Source organism: Leifsonia sp. L25 (assembly GCF_050632895.1).
The window spans coordinates 163889-180167 of record NZ_JBODRZ010000002.1; the positions used below are offsets into that span (position 1 = coordinate 163889).

The following is a 16279-nucleotide window of genomic DNA, read 5'->3' on the forward strand; positions in this document are numbered from 1 at the left end:
TGTTGGCGGTGATCCACCCACCGCCGAGTCATCTATGCGCGGAAGATGGAACTGAGGTGTAGGAACGTCCGGGGCGGCGGAGTTGCACCGGACGAAGGAGGGACGGCCGTAGCTGCTGAGGTGAGGCTACGCCTCGCGGGGCTTGTCGATGAGGACTTCGGCCTCGGCCACGATCTCGCTGGCCTGCCATTGCTCGATGGCCTCGTCGGCGCCGGGCTCGTCGAGGTCCCGCAGCCGCTTCGCGAAACGCTCCCGTGCGAGCAGGACGGCGTCGTCGTCACGCGGGTCGACGGCCCCGACCGCGTCCCAAATCTCCCTGGCGGCCGCGGCCGCCTGTTCGTCAGTACTGGCGTCGGCAACGAGCCACCCAGCGAGCCGGCTGGCACTCTCTCGCATGGTGTCGTACTCCACGACGACGTCGACGGGTAATGGGACCGGCGAACCAAGTTCCGCGCTCACATCGACAACCTCGCCGTTCTCTACGCGTTCTGCTACGGCATTCAGCTGTGTCACGCCGGAGCGCAGGGCCTCCAGGTCTCCGACCGGGAGCCGCGCTTGGAACGCCCGCGCCACCCGGATGTCGGTAACCAGTCCCGCCCCGTTTCCGCTGTCTAGCAGCGCGCTGACGAGCCGGTTCGTCGCGATCCGAAGCGCCGTGTACGCCTCCTCGCGGTCAGCGGGTGCGGCCATCAGCTCGCGTCCTTCCTCCGGGCCTTGTCTCCACAGGCCGCACGTGCTGGCTCGGCGACCATTCGACAGCCATGCACACCTCCCTCCGGGCAAGGCTACGACGTTCCACCGTCACAGACGCGCGAACCAACAACCAGCGTTCCCGGGGACGCCGTCTCTCGGCTGCCCGCCGGGCTCGCCTGGCGGCTCGCCCAACCCGCCGCCGGCCCGCGACCGGGTCGCCCACCGGCCCGCCATCGCAGCGTCCACGCTTGCAGCCCGTCCACGAACCGGTCTCCGCACCGTCCACGATCCGAGTGGTTGCCGGATCGGCTCCGTACCGTCGGCATCCCGTCGGCGGTGCGGCCGCATGCGGAACGCCCCCCGCCGCGTAGTCGCCGCGCCAGCGAGACGGGGACCGTTGGCGATCCGAGGGCGTGACGGTGGGCGGATCGTCGGCGGGCCGGGGCGAGGAGCGCAGCCGTTGCGTGCCACGAAACGCGTGCGGATCGTCACCGGACCGTGCGAGCAGCAAGTGAGGTGCCGGCGGCGGCAATCCGGGGAGAAAGGCCGCCGGCACTTGCACCGAGTCTAGTAATCCGGAGAGCGCGCAAGAAGCGGCGCTTCACGCCGCGCGCGACTCGTCAACGCCACACGTTGCGATTCGAGAGCGCAACGGTGGGCGGACCGTTGGCGGACCGGGCGAGGAGCGTGCGACGAGCCCGGTAGTCACGCTTGATGGCCAGCGTCCAGCATCTCGTTGACCGCGTGCAGGTAGACATCCGCGGGGATGACCCCGTCGTAGGCCTTGTGTAGGAGCTGGTAGACGGGGCCGTGGACGACGGCATACCCGTCGTACCAGGACCCGCCCGGTGGGGGTGCTTGCTCTACGTGGGGGAGGGTGACCAGGGCGGTCACGAAGTCGTCCTCGGAGATTCGGCCGGCGGCGAACGCATCGCAGGCTGCACCGACGTTGGTGAACGTCAACGCGGTCGTCATGGTCGGTCCCCTTCTTCACCCGCATCGTATCCGGTTGGCTGCGGGTCCTGGTAGTTCAGTCAGAATCGCATCCGGCCGGCGTCGTGCCGGGCCTCGCGGATGACTGCGGCGACCTGCTCGTCGTCTCCGTTGCGAAGGATGTCCGCCGCGGTTCTGCCGCAGCCGTCTGGGTCGGGGGCGTTCAGCCAGGCTGCCGCTGACCACGGCCCGTAGGCTCCGGCCAAGAGCGGCCAGAGCTCTGGCAGGTGCGGTAGAGGAGTCCCGCGATCGTCGAACTGATACCTCGGGAAGACCTCCGTCCCGTCAGCGGTGGTCAGCTGGATCACATGAGCGCCGGCGACCAGCTCTTCGAGTCGTGTCTCTGTCCACCCCAACCACGCGCGGAGGCCCGCACGGTCGAAGAATGGTCCGACCACGTCGTTCAACGATGATCTGGAGGTCATGGCTGTAACCGTAGTCGCGCCGCGCCCGCGCCGCCCAAGTGACTGGTGCGGCGCCACGCGGTGGTCGCCTGGGACGTGTCGCGCGGCTCACGCGGCGTAGCTGAGGTCGTGCAGGTCGAGACCGTTCAGGGCGCTGCGCATCCGGGAAACTAGGGCGTCGATGACGCCACTGACCTCGCGGGTCGTGTAGCCGAACTCTCCGCAGACTTTCACGCGGGATCGGCCCTCGACCAGGACGGAGAGGATCAGCCCCCGCTCGTTCTCCGTGAGCGTGTTGAGCGCCTGCGCGGCCAGGCGGCGGGAGTGCTCCAGGGCGAGAACCTCGTTCTCGACGCTGATGGCGGCCACTGGGTGCCAGGGGTTGTTGTCTTCGAGCGCTTCGATGGGCCGAACGTCGATGCCCAGGACGTCAGCAGCAGTGAGGGTGCGGCGGTGCTGGCGGCCGCCGTTGTCGTTGTTGTAGCTGTTGGCTAGCGCGGCGACCTGGTGGTTGGTGTAGCTCACGCCCCGGGCCTCGAACTCGCGGCGGGCCTTGACGATGTAGGCCATGTCGCGCCGGTCGACGAACCCGTTCTCGTTGGAGGCGTGCTGGCATTCGCGGTAGGCGACCGTGTGGAGGTGGGCGAGGAGGTCGCGGATGTTGTTCAGCTTGGTCGGGTTCCCGGCTAGGGCGTTCAGTTCTGTGAACACGGCGACGTGAGCGATGCCGTTCAGGTCGTCCGCTTCGATGGTCTGGGCGAAAGACTTGTAGAAGTTGCTGCTCCAGACGCGGACGATGCCGATCAGGATCCCGCTGAGCTCGCGGATGATCTCGCGCTGCTCGCTGGCGGTGGTGGCCCGGGCGAGCCCGTCCTTCAGCTCGTTGGTGGCGGCGGCGTTGGCCTGGTCCTTGGCGGTGGTTTCCCTCATGCCAAGAACACATGCGGCGAGGAAAGCGCCTGTCCCCTTGCTGAGTCACGCGGCGGCGAACAGGTGTCGGTGTGCGGCCATGCGCCGGCGCACCCTCTTGCGCGCGAGCGGCGGTTGCGTCATGTCTTCGCCGTCGCGGCCGAACACGTCCAACGCCATCTGCAGCGTCTCGTCGTCCAGGGCCGCGAGGATGGCGCGTGCAGCCTCTCGGCGCTCCGCCGCGTCCTCCTGCTCGATCAGCAGCTCGAGGGGGTCGGCGACACGGTGGTCGCCGTCAGCGGCTGCCTGACGGTCGAGGAGGACCTCGAGGGTTGTTCGTTCGTGGTCGACCGGATGGTCCGTGACGTTCGTCGTCCGCGCGGTTCGCAGCGGCTGCAGGTCCTGGGCGGTCAGCGCCCGGCGCTTCTGAGCCTGGGGCTGTGCCGCCCAAGCGGTCTGCGCGGCGGTCAGTAGCTCGTCATCGGTGGGAGTGCGGCCCAGCTGCTTGGTGAGCGCGGGGAGGACGCGGGCCGCGACGAACGCCTGCATCCTCTGGATCTGTCCGGCACCCAGGGCGACGTCGCTGGCGCGGGCTTCGATCGCCCGGGCGGCACGCGAGGCGCCGCGGACGGCCTCGTTGCGCAGGACCCCCTGGCCGGTGGTCTTCACCCTCCCGAAGCGGAGCTTTGTGAGGTGGTCGGAGACCTGCGCGGCGGCCTCCGCGATCGCCTCCTCAGGGGTGAGGATGGGGGAGCCGGCGCGGCTGACGAAGTCCCGCCACGGGCCGGTGATGCATGCGAAGGTGGCGCGCCCGATCCGGTTCACGATCCGCTCCCCGGTCAGGGTCAGCGTGCGGCCGTCCAGGTCGATAGTGACGGTCCCGTTGCCGAGCCCGGCCAGTACTTCCAGCAGCTCGTCGACGTGAGCCTCCGCCATGATCGCGCTGGACTTCTCGTACTTGGCGTTCACAGACGCTCCCTCCTGGAAGCCGTCTGTCCTGGCTCCCGAAGGAGATGTGGTCGGCGAACAGCCACCCCTGCCGCAGCAGAACGCCCGCCCCACCAGAACGGCAGGACGGGCGTCAGCAGGCAGGCGAACCGCCGGTCAGTACTCGGGGACCGCCGGCACACCATCGGCGTCCAGTGGCGCCACCAGGGCGGCCGCGCGGGCCGGCTTCTGCTGTCCGTCCAGCGCCGCCTTCACCTGGGTCGGGGAGGCGCCGGTGCGTCGGGCGATCGCCGCCCGTGAGAGCTCCGGCTCGGCCGCGGCCAGGGAGCGGATGATCGTGGCCATGTCGTCCTTGACGGCGCGGGACTTCCCGCCGTCGTAGGTGACGATGCCCTTGTCCACCAGGTCCTGCTTCGCGCGGGCGGTGTCAGCGTTCTCGGCCGGCTTGACCAGGACGGTGAGCACACTCTCGATCGCGCCGAGGATCAGCACCGGCGTCATGCAGGTGACCGCCAACACCGCCACGGTGGAGGGCCCGGATGCGGTGTGGAGGCTCAGCGCCCTCATCACGTTCAGCAGGGTGGACAGCGCCAGTGACATGCCCATGATGACCTTCGGCAGCACAGCCCGCTGACCGCGGCTGCGTTGTACCGCGAGGCTCAGCGCGTTCGCGGCAAGGGCTCCGTCGAGGCCGATGATGACTGACCAGCCGAGACCCGGCGCGAGGTCCAGCTGACCCTTCTGCGTAACCCAGAGGCCGCTCTCTGCGGACACGCAGAACAGGCCCGCGAAGGTGATGAGGATCACCACGGCGCTGAAGATGACGAAGGACGGTGAGTTCGGATCCCATCGCGCCATGCGGCGCGTCTGGCGCACCGACTCGACGGTCTTGCTCGAGAACGTAGGCATGAGGTGGGTCCCCTTCCCAGAGACACCGAAGCTCAGACCTTCCGAGCTCCCGTCGGAGATGTGGTCGGCCCACCAGGTTCCCTCCCGCACTCCCAGACATCCGACGCCCCGGCCAGTCGGCCGGCCCCGCAGGTGAACTGAAAGAGACCCAAGAAGGGGTGAAGCAGTAACCCCAGAGGTGCTGAAACTGAGGGTTGGTTCTTAAGTGAAGGTGATCATCGGAGTACCCGCTACGAGTACGCGACGCCGCCACCCCGCCTCGCTCCGCTCGGCGGGACGCCCCCGTCCCGTCACCGGCCCGCTTCCGGATCGCGTCCGTCACGGCGGCCTTCGGCCGCGCCCGCGCGAAGCGCGGCCCGCCCACGGCCCGCACGCGATGCGTTCAGCGACACGCCCCCGAACCGGGCTCGCTGGCGCTCGCCCGGCGCGCAACGATACGGTCTGCGCTACGCGTCCGCCCCGCCTTGCTCCGCGGCGTTTCGTTGACGGTGCGCAGTCGCCCCGACTCCGAACCGTGGCCGCGCCATCGGCGCGACCTCGAAACGCTGGCTATTCGTTGGCGGGCCGCTGGCGCGCGCGAACGAAGTGAGCGCGGGGTGGCGTCCCTTGGGGTGGTGTAGTTCTTGGGCTTGAGTGTCACGTCGTTGACGCAGTGAGCCATCGTGCGATGGTCAGTGAGAACTGTCTAGGAATCTCACGGAAGGACACAACGCACGATGGCTCTTGACCAGTCTGCCCTCCTCGAGCTGCTCGGGGAACTCAAACTCACCGATGTCAGCGACCGGATTAGGGTCGCGACCGAAACCCTGTACCAAGAATTGATCGACGCGGAAGCTGTCGCGTTCATCGGCGCCGCCCCGTTCGAACGCACCAGCGATCGGGTGGCCCAGCGCAACGGCACCCGACCCCGGGCTCTGACCACGACCGCCGGCGAGTTGGAGTTGAAGATCCCCAAGCTGCGGCAAGGCTCCTTCTTCCCGTCGCTGTTGGAGCGGCGCCGCCGGGTCGATCAAGCGCTGTTCGCGGTGGTGATGGAGGCTTATGTTCACGGGGTCTCGACCCGGAAGGTCGATGATCTGGTCAAGGCGCTCGGCGCCGGCACCGGGATCTCCAAATCGGAGGTGTCCCGGATCTGCGCGAACCTGGACGAGGACGTCGCGGCGTTCCGCGACCGGCCGCTGACGGACACGACCTACCCGTATGTGTTCCTGGATGCCACCTACTGCAAGGCCCGCGTCGGCCGCCGGGTGGTGTCCCAAGCGGTCGTGGTCGCGGTCGGTGTCGCCGCCGACGGGCGCCGGGAGGTCCTCGGGTTCGAGGTCGGCGAGACGGAGTCGCAACCGTTCTGGACCAGCTTCCTGCGCTCCCTGAAAGCGCGCGGGCTGGGTGGGGTGAAGTTGGTGATCTCCGACGCCCACACCGGTCTGATCGCCGCCATCCAAACGGTGTTCGCCGGCGCGGCCTGGCAGCGCTGCCGCGTTCACTTCATGCGCAACGTCCTCGCCAACGTCCCGAAGACGGCCGGTCCCATGGTTGCCTCGATCATCCGCACGATCTTCGCCCAACCCGACACCGAGCATGTGATCGCCCAGTTCGGCGAGGTCACCCGGATGCTAGCCCGCTCGCATCCCAAGGTCGCGGACATGCTCGAGGACGCCCGCGATGACCTCCTCGCCTTCACCGGGTTCCCGGTCGCGCACTGGCGGCAGATCTGGTCCACGAACCCGCTGGAGCGGGTCAACAAGGAGATCAAACGCCGCACCGACGTCGTCGGCACCTTCCCCAACCCGGCCGCGCTGCTGCGCCTGGCCGGGCACGTCCTGATCGAGCAACACGACGAATGGGACGGCGCCGACCGCCGCTACTTCAGCGAACACTCCATGAAGCTCCTGGACGTTCAAACCGAGGAGGTGGCAATCCCCGAACTCACTGCGGCATAATCACCAACAGCTGATCCCGCACGGTGTCGAGAAACTCCACCACACAACGGGACGCCACCGGAGCGCGGTTGCTCGTATCCCCTAACCCGTGCGCTGCGCGCCCGGCTCGCGGCCTGTTTGGTTGCACACGCTCCGGCGTTCCACGTGGCCCGGCGTCCTCCTCCCTGCCTTTCGCCGCATTTCACGAACATGCGGCCGGCCGGCTTCGCCTGGCCGCATGTTCTGAAAGCTCTGAGTCGTTAGGAGACCACCACCCCATGCCCGTTTCGTTCACCACCGCCCCCGATCCTCGCCCGGAACGGGAGGATCCGAAGTCCGCTGTTCGTCGTCTGCTGGCCGCCAACCGTAGCCGTTCTCCGGTCAACACCGTGCTGGCTGTTCTGTGCGGCCTGCTTCCGACGATGGCTGCGGCGTCCGTCCGACGGCTGGTCCTGTCTGTCACCGACGCCGATGACCCTGTTCGTCGGATCGCTGATGACTCGGTCCGTTGGGCGTCCTCGGTCACGACTGCGTCCCAGTACCTGAAAGGCACTCCGTCAGCTTCGGACAAGACGGCTGTCGCCAATCGACGTGTCGAGGTTGCGACATCGCTCCTCTCCCTCCTCCTTTCCCCGGCGCCGGCGCGCGCGACGTTCGTCGAAGCGAAGGATACGGATGTCGCGGCGGGTCGCGCGGCGGCGATCGGCGACCCGATCTCGAAGAAGCTGACACTGTCGGCGCGTGCGGATGTTCAGGTGCGGGCGTTGACCGCGCTGCTGGGCGTCCAGATCCTCACCGACAAATCCGGGTTCGACAGCGCCCTCGCATCTCGGTTGTACCTGGCACCTCGACTGAACCTGGGGGAGCGGGCGACCTGGTCGCTGCTGAAGCAAGCGACCACCTTCGGTTTCCTCCGCCAGGCAGGGAAGACTAGCCGCGGGGTAAACCGCTACCGTCTCGGTAGCCGCGGCCCGGGGACGGAGTTGGAGATCGGCGACGCCTACATCGACACGATCACCGCGCTGGCCATCGGCGACACGTCCGACCCCCTCGCCGAGCTGATCCTGTCGGTCGGCCACCTGACATGGGCGTACGCGAGCACGCCCGGACCAGACGGAACCCGCGTCGCCGCCTGGGACGGTTACCGTGGCTGGTTCGCCTCTGTGCTCGCACTGGCGGCCGCAGCGGCGAAACCCAATCTGGGGATGCCCGCAGCGACCAGGGCCCGGCTGCGGAAGAAGGTCGGCGCCGAGTTCGCCAAGGCTGGACTGCCGGGAATCGGGCGCGGACCGCTTGAGCCGCAGCTCGGTGCCCTGTCGGAGTCCACGCTCGCTGCGTACGTGTACGCCGACGCGATGGAGACCGCCAAGGTGAAGCGGGAACAGGTCGCCGCTGAACGGGACGAGTTCGTCCGGGGCCGCGCCGCCCAACGCAAGCTCGAGAAGCGATTGGACGAGACGTTCTTCACCGACATCCGCGACAGGTTCGGTGCGCTTCCGGACGAATCCTGGGATCGCGAGCGGTTCCAGAAGTGGTGGAAGAAGGTCCACCCGTGGTGGGTCGAGCACGCACAGCCGTTGTTCGTCAATGAGAAGATCGCGGCGACCATCCGCGGGCAGCTCGAGTGGCGGCTTACCCAGCGCAACTCGAACATGAAGGACTTCGTGCTGGTCAACCTGCCGTGGACCGTGGACGCCGAATCCACCGCGGCTTCGTTCGAGGAGGAGGACGACTGGTATGCGGCATAACCCGGGCACGTGTCAGCGGGTGCCCGTAGCCTGAGCGCTCCCGCGGCTTTGCAACTCCGGGTACGGCGGGCGGATCTCCTAGAGGGGTCCGCCCGCGTCGTCGTTCTCGCTGCGGCCGCTCCGGAGGCGGCGCAGAAGCCCGTACATCACCGCCCCCGCCGGCAGACCCTGTGATGCTCCCGCCCACGCGGCAGCCTCCACGGGTTGTCCGGTGCCTGCACCGATGACGAAGGCTCCCAGGCAGATAGTGAGACCGGAGACCACGGCGATGCCCGTGACCGCACCGCGGCGGTGGACGACGTTCAGGAGGGCACCGAGTCGGATCACGTCGAAGTCATCGGTGGCGGACACCATCTGTACGTCCGCGAGCGGGCCCGCGAGGTCGTCCCGCAACTGCGGGTCCTCATCAAGCGCCTGCTCTACGCGAATGGCCCGCTCATGGAGGTCTTTCGCGCGAATCTTGAAGGCACCGCTCGGTGGGGCGGCCGCGGTCTCGGCGAACCCGATAACTTCGGCGGCGAGGCGAGGGGAAGTGTCGATGCGTTCGTGCAGGAGCGCGAACCCGGCGCCGATGCCGGGGTAGGGCTTGGCCTTAGTGAACTCTGCCTCGAGCGCGGCCGCGCGTGCGAGCGATCCCGCCGACCACCCAACCTGGGGCATCACTTGCGTGAGCATGCTCTGCAGACTGGGGGAGACCATCTCCGCGACTGCCTGCGCGATGATCGACCCGCCGTTGATCTTCTGCGCAGCCCTCATCGCCTCATAGATCGCGCCGCCGGGCTGATTGAAAGCCGCGGCCTGGGCGATGATCGACGCGCCGTTGATCTTCTGCGCAGCCCTCATCGCCTCGTAGATCGCACTGCCGGGCTGGTTCAATCCCATTGCCTGGCCAATTACGGATCCAGACGGAGCGCCGAACGCTCCCGATGTCAGCAGCGCTTGCGAGATAGCACTGGTGGACTTTGAGAGCTGAGTCGCGTTCACGATCGCCTGGGTCAACCCGGGGTCCGGGAGCATCTTCCGCAGGCTCTCCTGTGCAATGGCGCCGAGGGCGATCTGGTTGCTCAGATGGGCGGTCAATGACGTGTCGAACCAAGGTTTCGTGTCCGTGAGCCCCATCAGCAGATTGCGGCTGGCCATCTTGGTGATGCTCTCGCTGAGCTTCACGAACTCCGGCTGTCGAGAGTACGCTTCGCCAACCCGCTTCATAGCGGCCGAGTCGACGCCCAGTTCCTCGCCGCCGCTGTCCTCCGGCTCCTGCGCCGCGTCCCCTTCAGCCATGCGCACCTCCTCCACCATTCTGGAGGGTTCGGCCGACGGTTCGAGCCGACGTGCCGTCCGGGCTCCGCTCCTTCGTCGCTCCGCCCGGAACGAGTACGCGACACCGACGGCATGCTGGCGGGGTGTTACCGGTTCGGGCGGTGCGTCCCGATACGCGTGTCGGGTGCGGCCCGCTACGGTCCGGTGATCCGGCCGGGCCCTGCGAGAGTCGGGGCGCCCCGACGACTACTGCCCCTGGAATTGGGACTGAGCCGACCGAGCGATGTCCGGATAGCGTCGTCCTGACTGTAGCGATCGGGGGAGTAGTGACGACAGAAGCGGAGCCCACGCCGACCAAGGTGATGCGGCTGCGCTACGCCGGCCGCTGCACGGTATGCGGTGCGGACATCGCGGCCGGGACGGTCGCCGTCTACGACCGCTCGACCAAGACGGTGCGCTGCGTCACCTGCGACACCGATCCCGCGGACGAGCCCATCACCAGCGGTCAAGCCGGTGCGTCCGCCGCGCGTCAGCACCAGAAACTCCACAACGCCCGCCAAGAACGGGTCCGCGCCAACCACCCGAAGATCGGCGGGTTCCTCCTCGCGATCACCGAAGACCCGCAAAGCACGCGAGCGTGGGGGCGGGGTGCGGACGGCGAAATGAAGTTGGGCGCGTGGCTCGACAGCGTCGCGACCGACACAGTGCGGCCGCTCCACGACCGCCGAATCCCCAAAACGACCGCCAACATCGACCACCTCGTCACCACCGCCCAGGGAGTGTTCGTCCTCGACGCCAAGCGATACGACGGCCAGGTAGCGCAGCGGATCGAAGGCGGCTTCCTCCGCCCACGCGTCGAGAAACTGATCGTCAACGGTCGAGACCGCACCAAGCTCGTGCCAGGCGTGGAGAAGCAAGTCACGAGGGTACGGACAGCTCTTGACGCTGCCGGCCTCCAAGAGATCCCGGTCTACGGCATGCTCTGCTTCGTAGATTCGACCTGGGGTCTCCTCCAGCGCCCATTCACGGTGGACTCGATCACCGTGCTCTGGCCCCGCAAAGCCGCCGAATACGTGTCCCGGCCCGGCAACCTCGACGCCGACACGATCAACCGCACCCTCCGGGTGCTCGCCACTGCGTTCCCTCCGTACAGCTGACCGCCAGGCAGCCGACCTTCGGCTTCGAAGAAGGGGCCGCCCCTGAGCTGGGGCCACCCACCCTCTGGCTCCGCCCCTGACCATCGGACTACCGTTTCCCCATGAGTAGCGAGAGCCGCAAGGACGCCGTTTCCCATGAGGCGGTCTGCCCCGTCTGTGAGCAGACCGTCCGCGTGAGCCGCCGTCAGGGTGTCATCTACTCGCACATGCTTGCCGACCGGATCACCGTCTGCGGGGGATCAGGGCGTTTCGGGGGAGTGCCGGAGGGCGGCGACGTCGTAACGCCATCGCTGAAGCGCAGGCCCAGCAGCGACCCTTTCCTGCCTCTGGATGTGACGCGGGTGGAGTCGTCAAGCGTGAGGGCTCTTAACGCTGGCGCACCCGGTTCTGGTCGCCGGGCCTGACTTCGCCTGTCACCACGGGCCCTCGCCTGCCCGGCCCCGCCGGGCTCCGCTCCTTCGTCGCTCCGCCCGGCCCGCTGCCGTGACGGTCCCGGCCTGCCCAGCGTTTCGTCGTCGTTGCGGGTGGGGGCGTTCCGGTTCCGCGCCGTCGGCGGTGCGGGGCGGTGCGGTGCCGGGGGCGGTTCGGGTGCGGGGCGGTGGCGTTCCGGTCCGGAGCGCAGCCCCGGCCACGGTGGCGGTCCGACAGCGGGATGCCTCCGGGGGCGGGGCGGGCGCCGCGGGCGCCCGGTGACGGAACAAATGACGGGCCGGCAGCGAGCCGGCCTCGTTTCGTCTACCGTCTCGCGGGCGCCCCGAGACGTGCCAGCCGGTCCGGGTGCGGTGTGTCGGCGGTCTGCACCGTTGAGGGGCGTCACCGTATCGGTGGAGATGTCGGGCGCATCGCGAGGTCGATGGTTTCGCTTGATCATGACGGGCCCACGGGTAAGCACCCCACGAACGTGTGGCTACCGTCCGGCTCCTACTCGCCATAGCGTCGGGGTGTGCATCGATCGCTTTCTGCAGCCATTTCTCTCGCCGCGGTTTCGAAGATGATCGGTGGGGTCGTGTTGGCGGCGAGCCTGGTCATCGTGGGGGCGCAGGACCAGCCGCTGCCGCGTCTCCGACTCATTCACCCGCACCGTCTAACGGGAAGGGTAGCTCTAAGCACTCGCACAAGCCGTCTCCCGCGGGAAAGAAGAAGGCGACGCACAAACCAAAGCCGGCGCACACGCCGGCGGCGTTCGCGCACACAGGCTCTCCGAAGAAGGTGACAGAGTCGAATCATTCGACCGCCACAGTCACGCTCAACAGTGTCAAGTACGCGCCGGAGCCGAACGGCGACTCGCTAACGGAACTCGCTGTCGTTTCATTGACTCTCAAGAACACGAGCTCGAAACCGTTCGCTTTCAACGATGACGCGATTCTCGTCCAGTACGGCACGTTGGCGAACTTCGTCAGTGGTCCCACAAACGGTGATGGTTGGGGCGCCGACATGACTGCCGATTACACTCCGTTCGGAGACCCCCTCCGCAACGGTGAACTCGCCCCTGGCGAGTCGAAGACCGGCCTGGCGATCTACGAGATGTCTCGGAACGCCAGCTACATCTTGCAGTTCGATGACCCCGCATCTAACGGTGGGAAGCCGCTCGCGTTCTGGTCGCTGAAGTCGGCGAAATGACGTGATAATCCCGGAGGTTCGCGGCGTCCCGTACTTCCGCTGGGCGCCAGAGATCAGGGCCATGCTCAAGGGCGGCCGGACGGATGAGGCGCTCGAGTTGCTCATGGAATGCAACGAGGCAGCCATCGAATCGAGTCGCAGCAACGGCGGCGGGATCGCACCGTTCTACACCCTCCGCGCGGCAAGGATCCTGCACGACCGACACGAGTACGCCCGGGAACTCGCCCTCCTGATCCGGTACCTGGCATTCGGCTCGGACCCGGATGTGGAGGCAGCACGTCGGCGAGCCGAGAGCGCTCCGCTGCCATTGTCGTGCCCGGCGTGCGGGAGCGTGCTTACGTCGTGGGCCGCGGTCTGCGGTGAGTGCGGAGTAACGCTCGTGCGCGATCATGGGGCGCTTCGGACAGCGGCCGGCGCCGAGCGCGAACAGGTCATTCACCGCGTCGGCCGATTCGGGATCGATGAGCAGACCTGGCTGGCGGTGGAGCGGCAAGACCCGACAGCGCGCCTTGGCGACCTGTACGTGCGCGCCGTCGAGATCGCGTTGCGCCGCGAGCGTGCGTCGGGGAGCTGGCCGAAGGAGCGGGAAATCCTATTCGATCTCGCTAACTTCCAGGCCCAAAACGGAGAACCGTGGCTGGAAACCAGCGCACGCGCCGACGACATCTACTGCGACGGCATCGTCCGTCACTACGACCCAGACACGGAATTTCTCATCTCCGGCTGCACCTGCGTGCCCTGCCAATCAGGGCCACTCCGTATGACAGCCGGCGAATACTTGGAGACCCGACCAGTACCCCATCCGGAGTGCGAACGACCACCGTGCAGATGCGCAGGGCACCGGCCAGTGATGTAGTTCGTGGCCGGCGCTCAGCGAGGACGACGGTCCGAGGCTACATAAAGGTTTCGAAGTTCGTTAGATGACAGTGGACAGGTCTAGCCTGACCTCACCCCAAGAAGGAGCCCAGCATTGTCGCTCGAGTTTCAGATCTGCCCGACCTGTAACGAGCCCCACACCGTCATGCGCAACGGTGAGATGTCGATCCACACAAACGGATCAGGTGCGCGGTGCGGCGGCTCAGGCGATCCCGAAGCCCACATCAAACGACGCCAAGAAGCCGAGCGTGACCGCATCCGCCGTCAGAAAGAGCGCGACGAGCGCAGCCGGCTTAGGGCTGAACGCGCTGAAGAGCGGAGCCGCCTGCGGACAGAGCGAGAGCAACGCCAGGCACTGGAGCGTGCCGCGAAGGAGCGCGAGCGCGCCTTGGCCGTGGCCGCAGAGCAGAGGTTCCGGCGTTACGTGTCCGAACAGATGCGAGGCGGCAAGCTCGACCGCAAGATCTACGCAACACGTGGCGTCCACACCGTATCCGGCGGATTGCCTAGCCTGGGCAAACGCGCCTGAGTGACGAGCCGGAGGTGTCGGCAGCCCCACCACTGGGGCCTGCGGGTCTTGTTCGCTCTTTCGTATCGTGGCGGGATGAGAGGTCGACACAAGAACCAACGGGAGCAGCCGTCGCCGTCGGAGCACGAGATCGCGATGCACCGAGCGCAGAATCTGCTGCTCATGCATGGGCCGATGTCGGAAGCCGAACTGCGCAGCTACTACCACCAGTCGCTCTACTTCATCGCGCGGCACGGAGTCATGACTCTCGAGGGGGCCCGCACCGCCATCGCTAACTCCCGAAGCGAAACGCCTCTCTACCTGCACCCGCCCGTCGAGGAGGCCGATGCGCCTGCGACGGACGATAGAGAGCCGACGTTGATGGAGCAAGCGACAGCCCGCTACACCGTACCGACAGAAGCAGGCGTGCCTGAGCCCCCTACGGAGCCGTCGGCATAGTCCTCACCTGCCGACAATCACGAATGTCAGCCGTACACTCCAGGATCTGACCATGCAAAGCCGCCCGCGCTTCTATCTCTCCGGTCGCACCGCACCGCTCTATGCGCCGGGCGCAGTGGTGATGAGCCGTCACCTCGAGGTGTCCGCGATGGAGTTGCAGGTCCGTCAGAAGCTGGTAGAGGCAGGGTTCAAAGTCCACAAAGGCCGGTCGGCAATTCAATGCGAGTACGACCCGGTTGGAAAGAACTACCCGGTGCTGACGCCGGACATCCTCCTTTCAGGAACCAAGGTATGCATCGAGGTGGACACCGATCGCACGCACCCCAACGCGGACAACGACCGGCGCCGCGACGCCCTGCTCGCCGCCGTCGGGTGGACGGTCGTCCGCCTCCGCCTCGGTGCACTCGAACCACTCGGCCCGTACGACGTGGCCAGCGAGTCCAGCTCGCCGACAGCAGCAGCGATCGCAGCGCTCATCGAGTCGCTGCACGACGCTGTAGCAGTCCGACCCGGCACCGTCCGCGGAGTCACGAAAAAGGTCGTCACCCGCAAGACAGCGCCAAGCCCATTGGGTGCGATCGCCGCGCACAAGTATTGGGATGCCGCCTACTACTGCAGCTATGACGGACATCGCATGGTGATCATGGCGGAAGGGAGGTACCTCGGCGGCCACGGCGAGCACAGCGACGTCGACTACATTTGCGACCTCGCCCTCCACGGCATCCCACGGGCAAAGTGGCGCGCAGCGATCGAGCCAGTCCTCGCCGAGATGACCTCCTTCCAGCCCATTTCGCGATTCCCGTGGGGCGACGACCTTTGGGTCGGCAAGTACGCACCCATCACCTTCGTCAAGAACAAGTTCAACCCGGGAGGCGAGGCATGGGTGATGACCACCAACGCCACGGGGACCGACCTCTTCGACGACGACGGGCTACTCGCCGGCGAGGAGAGGCTTCTGGCGCTACACCCGGGTGCGCGAGAGTTCGGCTGGCGGGTCGCCGACGTCACACTCATGACCGGGTACGCCGGGCCGTACCAGAAGGTACTGCTTGTGCGGGACGAACTCGAAACGCCGTCGGAGTGAAGAGGGCCGGGTCAGCCGCTACTCCGTAACGAGCTGGCGCCGCTTCATCTCACCTTCGATCACCATCGCCCTGAAGCCGGTCATCAGCCCGCCGTTGATTCGGTTAAGGAGGAGGTCGGCCGGGAACTTGTTCACGATGCGGGTCTCGAGTTCGTCGGCATTGACCGTCCGTGCTGCGAAGATGCGTGTGGTGTCCAGGGCGCGAAACGCGTCGATCGAGATCACCGACTCGTGAACGGCACCCCAGAGGAGCCGATCGAACTGCTTCGTGCCCGCCCAATGGGACTTGATCCGCCGGCGAACGTCCATCGTCTGGCCGATGTAGCACTGACGGTAATCGTCGAGCACCATGACGTAGAGGCCTATGGCTCCGTCCCACTTCCGCAAGTCAGAAACTGGTCTGAGATTGCGGTTGCGTTCCAGCATCGTGGACACCGCATTCTCGAAGTACTCAGCGGGGATCTGGGAGAAGAACGACATGTTCAGGTCGAAGTTCTCGAGCGCTTGGGCCCGATTGCGGTCACAGAAATCATTGGAAAGGACGCGGTGATCCTCGTCCTCGAACATCCAGGACAATTCCTCCCACGTCTGCGGACTCACCGCATCGCGCGGGATGTAGACGGAGGGCTTCTTGTTGACGATCGCGTAGGTTTCGCGGCTGAGGCGGTAACCGTACTTCCCGCGTCGGACGCGCTCACCGAAGTGGTCTACAACCGCTGGCTCAGCTGGCAGAACGTCATCCCGGTTCCTCAATCTCCCGCGCGCGGGCGGCACCGTCCAGTCCAATCCAAT

Annotated in this window: 15 protein-coding genes; 7 read left to right on the forward strand and 8 right to left on the reverse strand. The window is 66.9% G+C overall.

Translation table 11 applies throughout. From position 1 onward, the window contains the following. Positions 1-126 precede the first annotated feature (126 nt). From ACRAWC_RS01555 to ACRAWC_RS01580, 6 genes are all read right to left on the reverse strand, one after another. Positions 127-690 carry a hypothetical protein gene (locus ACRAWC_RS01555; protein WP_431346171.1) on the reverse strand — a complete coding sequence of 188 codons (564 nt, stop codon included), beginning with the start codon at positions 688-690 and terminating at the stop codon, positions 127-129. Between the two features lie 708 nt (positions 691-1398). Further along, positions 1399-1668: a hypothetical protein gene (locus ACRAWC_RS01560; protein WP_431346172.1), complete on the reverse strand. Its 270-nt coding sequence runs from the start codon at positions 1666-1668 to the stop codon at positions 1399-1401. 59 nt (positions 1669-1727) lie between these two features. After that, positions 1728-2093 (reverse strand): hypothetical protein, encoded by a 366-nt coding sequence (locus ACRAWC_RS01565; RefSeq protein ID WP_431346173.1) that lies wholly within the window; start codon positions 2091-2093, stop codon positions 1728-1730. A 105-nt stretch (positions 2094-2198) separates the two neighbouring features. Further along, a complete protein-coding gene (locus ACRAWC_RS01570) occupies positions 2199-3020 on the reverse strand; it encodes a hypothetical protein (RefSeq protein WP_431346174.1) in 822 nt (273 codons plus the stop codon). Positions 3021-3065: 45 nt separating this feature from the next. After that, positions 3066-3968 (reverse strand): hypothetical protein, encoded by a 903-nt coding sequence (locus tag ACRAWC_RS01575; protein ID WP_431346175.1) that lies wholly within the window; start codon positions 3966-3968, stop codon positions 3066-3068. Positions 3969-4103: 135 nt separating this feature from the next. Further along, complete coding sequence (locus ACRAWC_RS01580) at positions 4104-4856, reverse strand: hypothetical protein (RefSeq protein ID WP_431346176.1); 753 nt, start codon at positions 4854-4856, stop codon at positions 4104-4106. A 716-nt stretch (positions 4857-5572) separates the two neighbouring features. Between ACRAWC_RS01580 and ACRAWC_RS01585 the strand changes: the two genes are divergently transcribed. After that, a complete protein-coding gene (locus ACRAWC_RS01585) occupies positions 5573-6796 on the forward strand; it encodes an IS256 family transposase (RefSeq protein ID WP_431346085.1) in 1224 nt (407 codons plus the stop codon). A gap of 68 nt (positions 6797-6864) precedes the next feature. Then, complete coding sequence (locus ACRAWC_RS01590; protein ID WP_431346177.1) at positions 6865-8523, forward strand: hypothetical protein; 1659 nt, start codon at positions 6865-6867, stop codon at positions 8521-8523. 78 nt (positions 8524-8601) lie between these two features. On the opposite strand, the gene ACRAWC_RS01595 is transcribed toward ACRAWC_RS01590, so the two are convergent. Further along, positions 8602-9804 (reverse strand): hypothetical protein, encoded by a 1203-nt coding sequence (locus ACRAWC_RS01595; protein WP_431346178.1) that lies wholly within the window; start codon positions 9802-9804, stop codon positions 8602-8604. 305 nt (positions 9805-10109) lie between these two features. Between ACRAWC_RS01595 and ACRAWC_RS01600 the strand changes: the two genes are divergently transcribed. The 5 genes from ACRAWC_RS01600 (at position 10110) to ACRAWC_RS01620 (ending at position 15487) form a co-directional block, all read left to right on the forward strand. Further along, positions 10110-10940: a nuclease-related domain-containing protein gene (locus ACRAWC_RS01600; RefSeq protein WP_431346179.1), complete on the forward strand. Its 831-nt coding sequence runs from the start codon at positions 10110-10112 to the stop codon at positions 10938-10940. A gap of 1209 nt (positions 10941-12149) precedes the next feature. Beyond that, the gene (locus ACRAWC_RS01605; RefSeq protein ID WP_431346180.1) at positions 12150-12560 is read left to right on the forward strand and encodes a hypothetical protein; all 411 of its coding nucleotides are present in this window, start codon (positions 12150-12152) and stop codon (positions 12558-12560) included. Between the two features lie 61 nt (positions 12561-12621). Then, positions 12622-13416, forward strand: coding sequence for a hypothetical protein (locus ACRAWC_RS01610; RefSeq protein ID WP_431346181.1), 795 nt, complete (start codon positions 12622-12624; stop codon positions 13414-13416). Positions 13417-13530: 114 nt separating this feature from the next. Next, positions 13531-13965, forward strand: a complete 435-nt coding sequence (locus ACRAWC_RS01615) for a hypothetical protein (protein ID WP_431346182.1) — start codon at positions 13531-13533, stop codon at positions 13963-13965. A gap of 586 nt (positions 13966-14551) precedes the next feature. Further along, a complete protein-coding gene (locus ACRAWC_RS01620) occupies positions 14552-15487 on the forward strand; it encodes a DUF559 domain-containing protein (RefSeq protein WP_431346183.1) in 936 nt (311 codons plus the stop codon). 18 nt (positions 15488-15505) lie between these two features. Here the strand turns inward: ACRAWC_RS01620 and ACRAWC_RS01625 are convergent, their stop codons facing one another. Further along, the gene (locus ACRAWC_RS01625) at positions 15506-16273 is read right to left on the reverse strand and encodes a GIY-YIG nuclease family protein (protein WP_431346184.1); all 768 of its coding nucleotides are present in this window, start codon (positions 16271-16273) and stop codon (positions 15506-15508) included. Positions 16274-16279 lie beyond the last annotated feature (6 nt).

Excerpts from the sequence above, each read along its gene's own strand:
- ACRAWC_RS01595 (WP_431346178.1), bottom strand. The coding sequence starts at position 9,804 with ATGGCTGAAGGGGACGCGGCGCAGGAGCCGGAGGACAGCGGCGGCGAG.
- ACRAWC_RS01555 (WP_431346171.1), bottom strand. The coding sequence starts at position 690 with ATGGCCGCACCCGCTGACCGCGAGGAGGCGTACACGGCGCTTCGGATC.
- ACRAWC_RS01560 (WP_431346172.1), bottom strand. The coding sequence starts at position 1,668 with ATGACGACCGCGTTGACGTTCACCAACGTCGGTGCAGCCTGCGATGCG.
- ACRAWC_RS01620 (WP_431346183.1), top strand. The coding sequence starts at position 14,552 with ATGGAGTTGCAGGTCCGTCAGAAGCTGGTAGAGGCAGGGTTCAAAGTC.
- ACRAWC_RS01580 (WP_431346176.1), bottom strand. The coding sequence starts at position 4,856 with ATGCCTACGTTCTCGAGCAAGACCGTCGAGTCGGTGCGCCAGACGCGC.
- ACRAWC_RS01610 (WP_431346181.1), top strand. The coding sequence starts at position 12,622 with ATGCTCAAGGGCGGCCGGACGGATGAGGCGCTCGAGTTGCTCATGGAA.
- ACRAWC_RS01585 (WP_431346085.1), top strand. The coding sequence starts at position 5,573 with ATGGCTCTTGACCAGTCTGCCCTCCTCGAGCTGCTCGGGGAACTCAAA.
- ACRAWC_RS01570 (WP_431346174.1), bottom strand. The coding sequence starts at position 3,020 with ATGAGGGAAACCACCGCCAAGGACCAGGCCAACGCCGCCGCCACCAAC.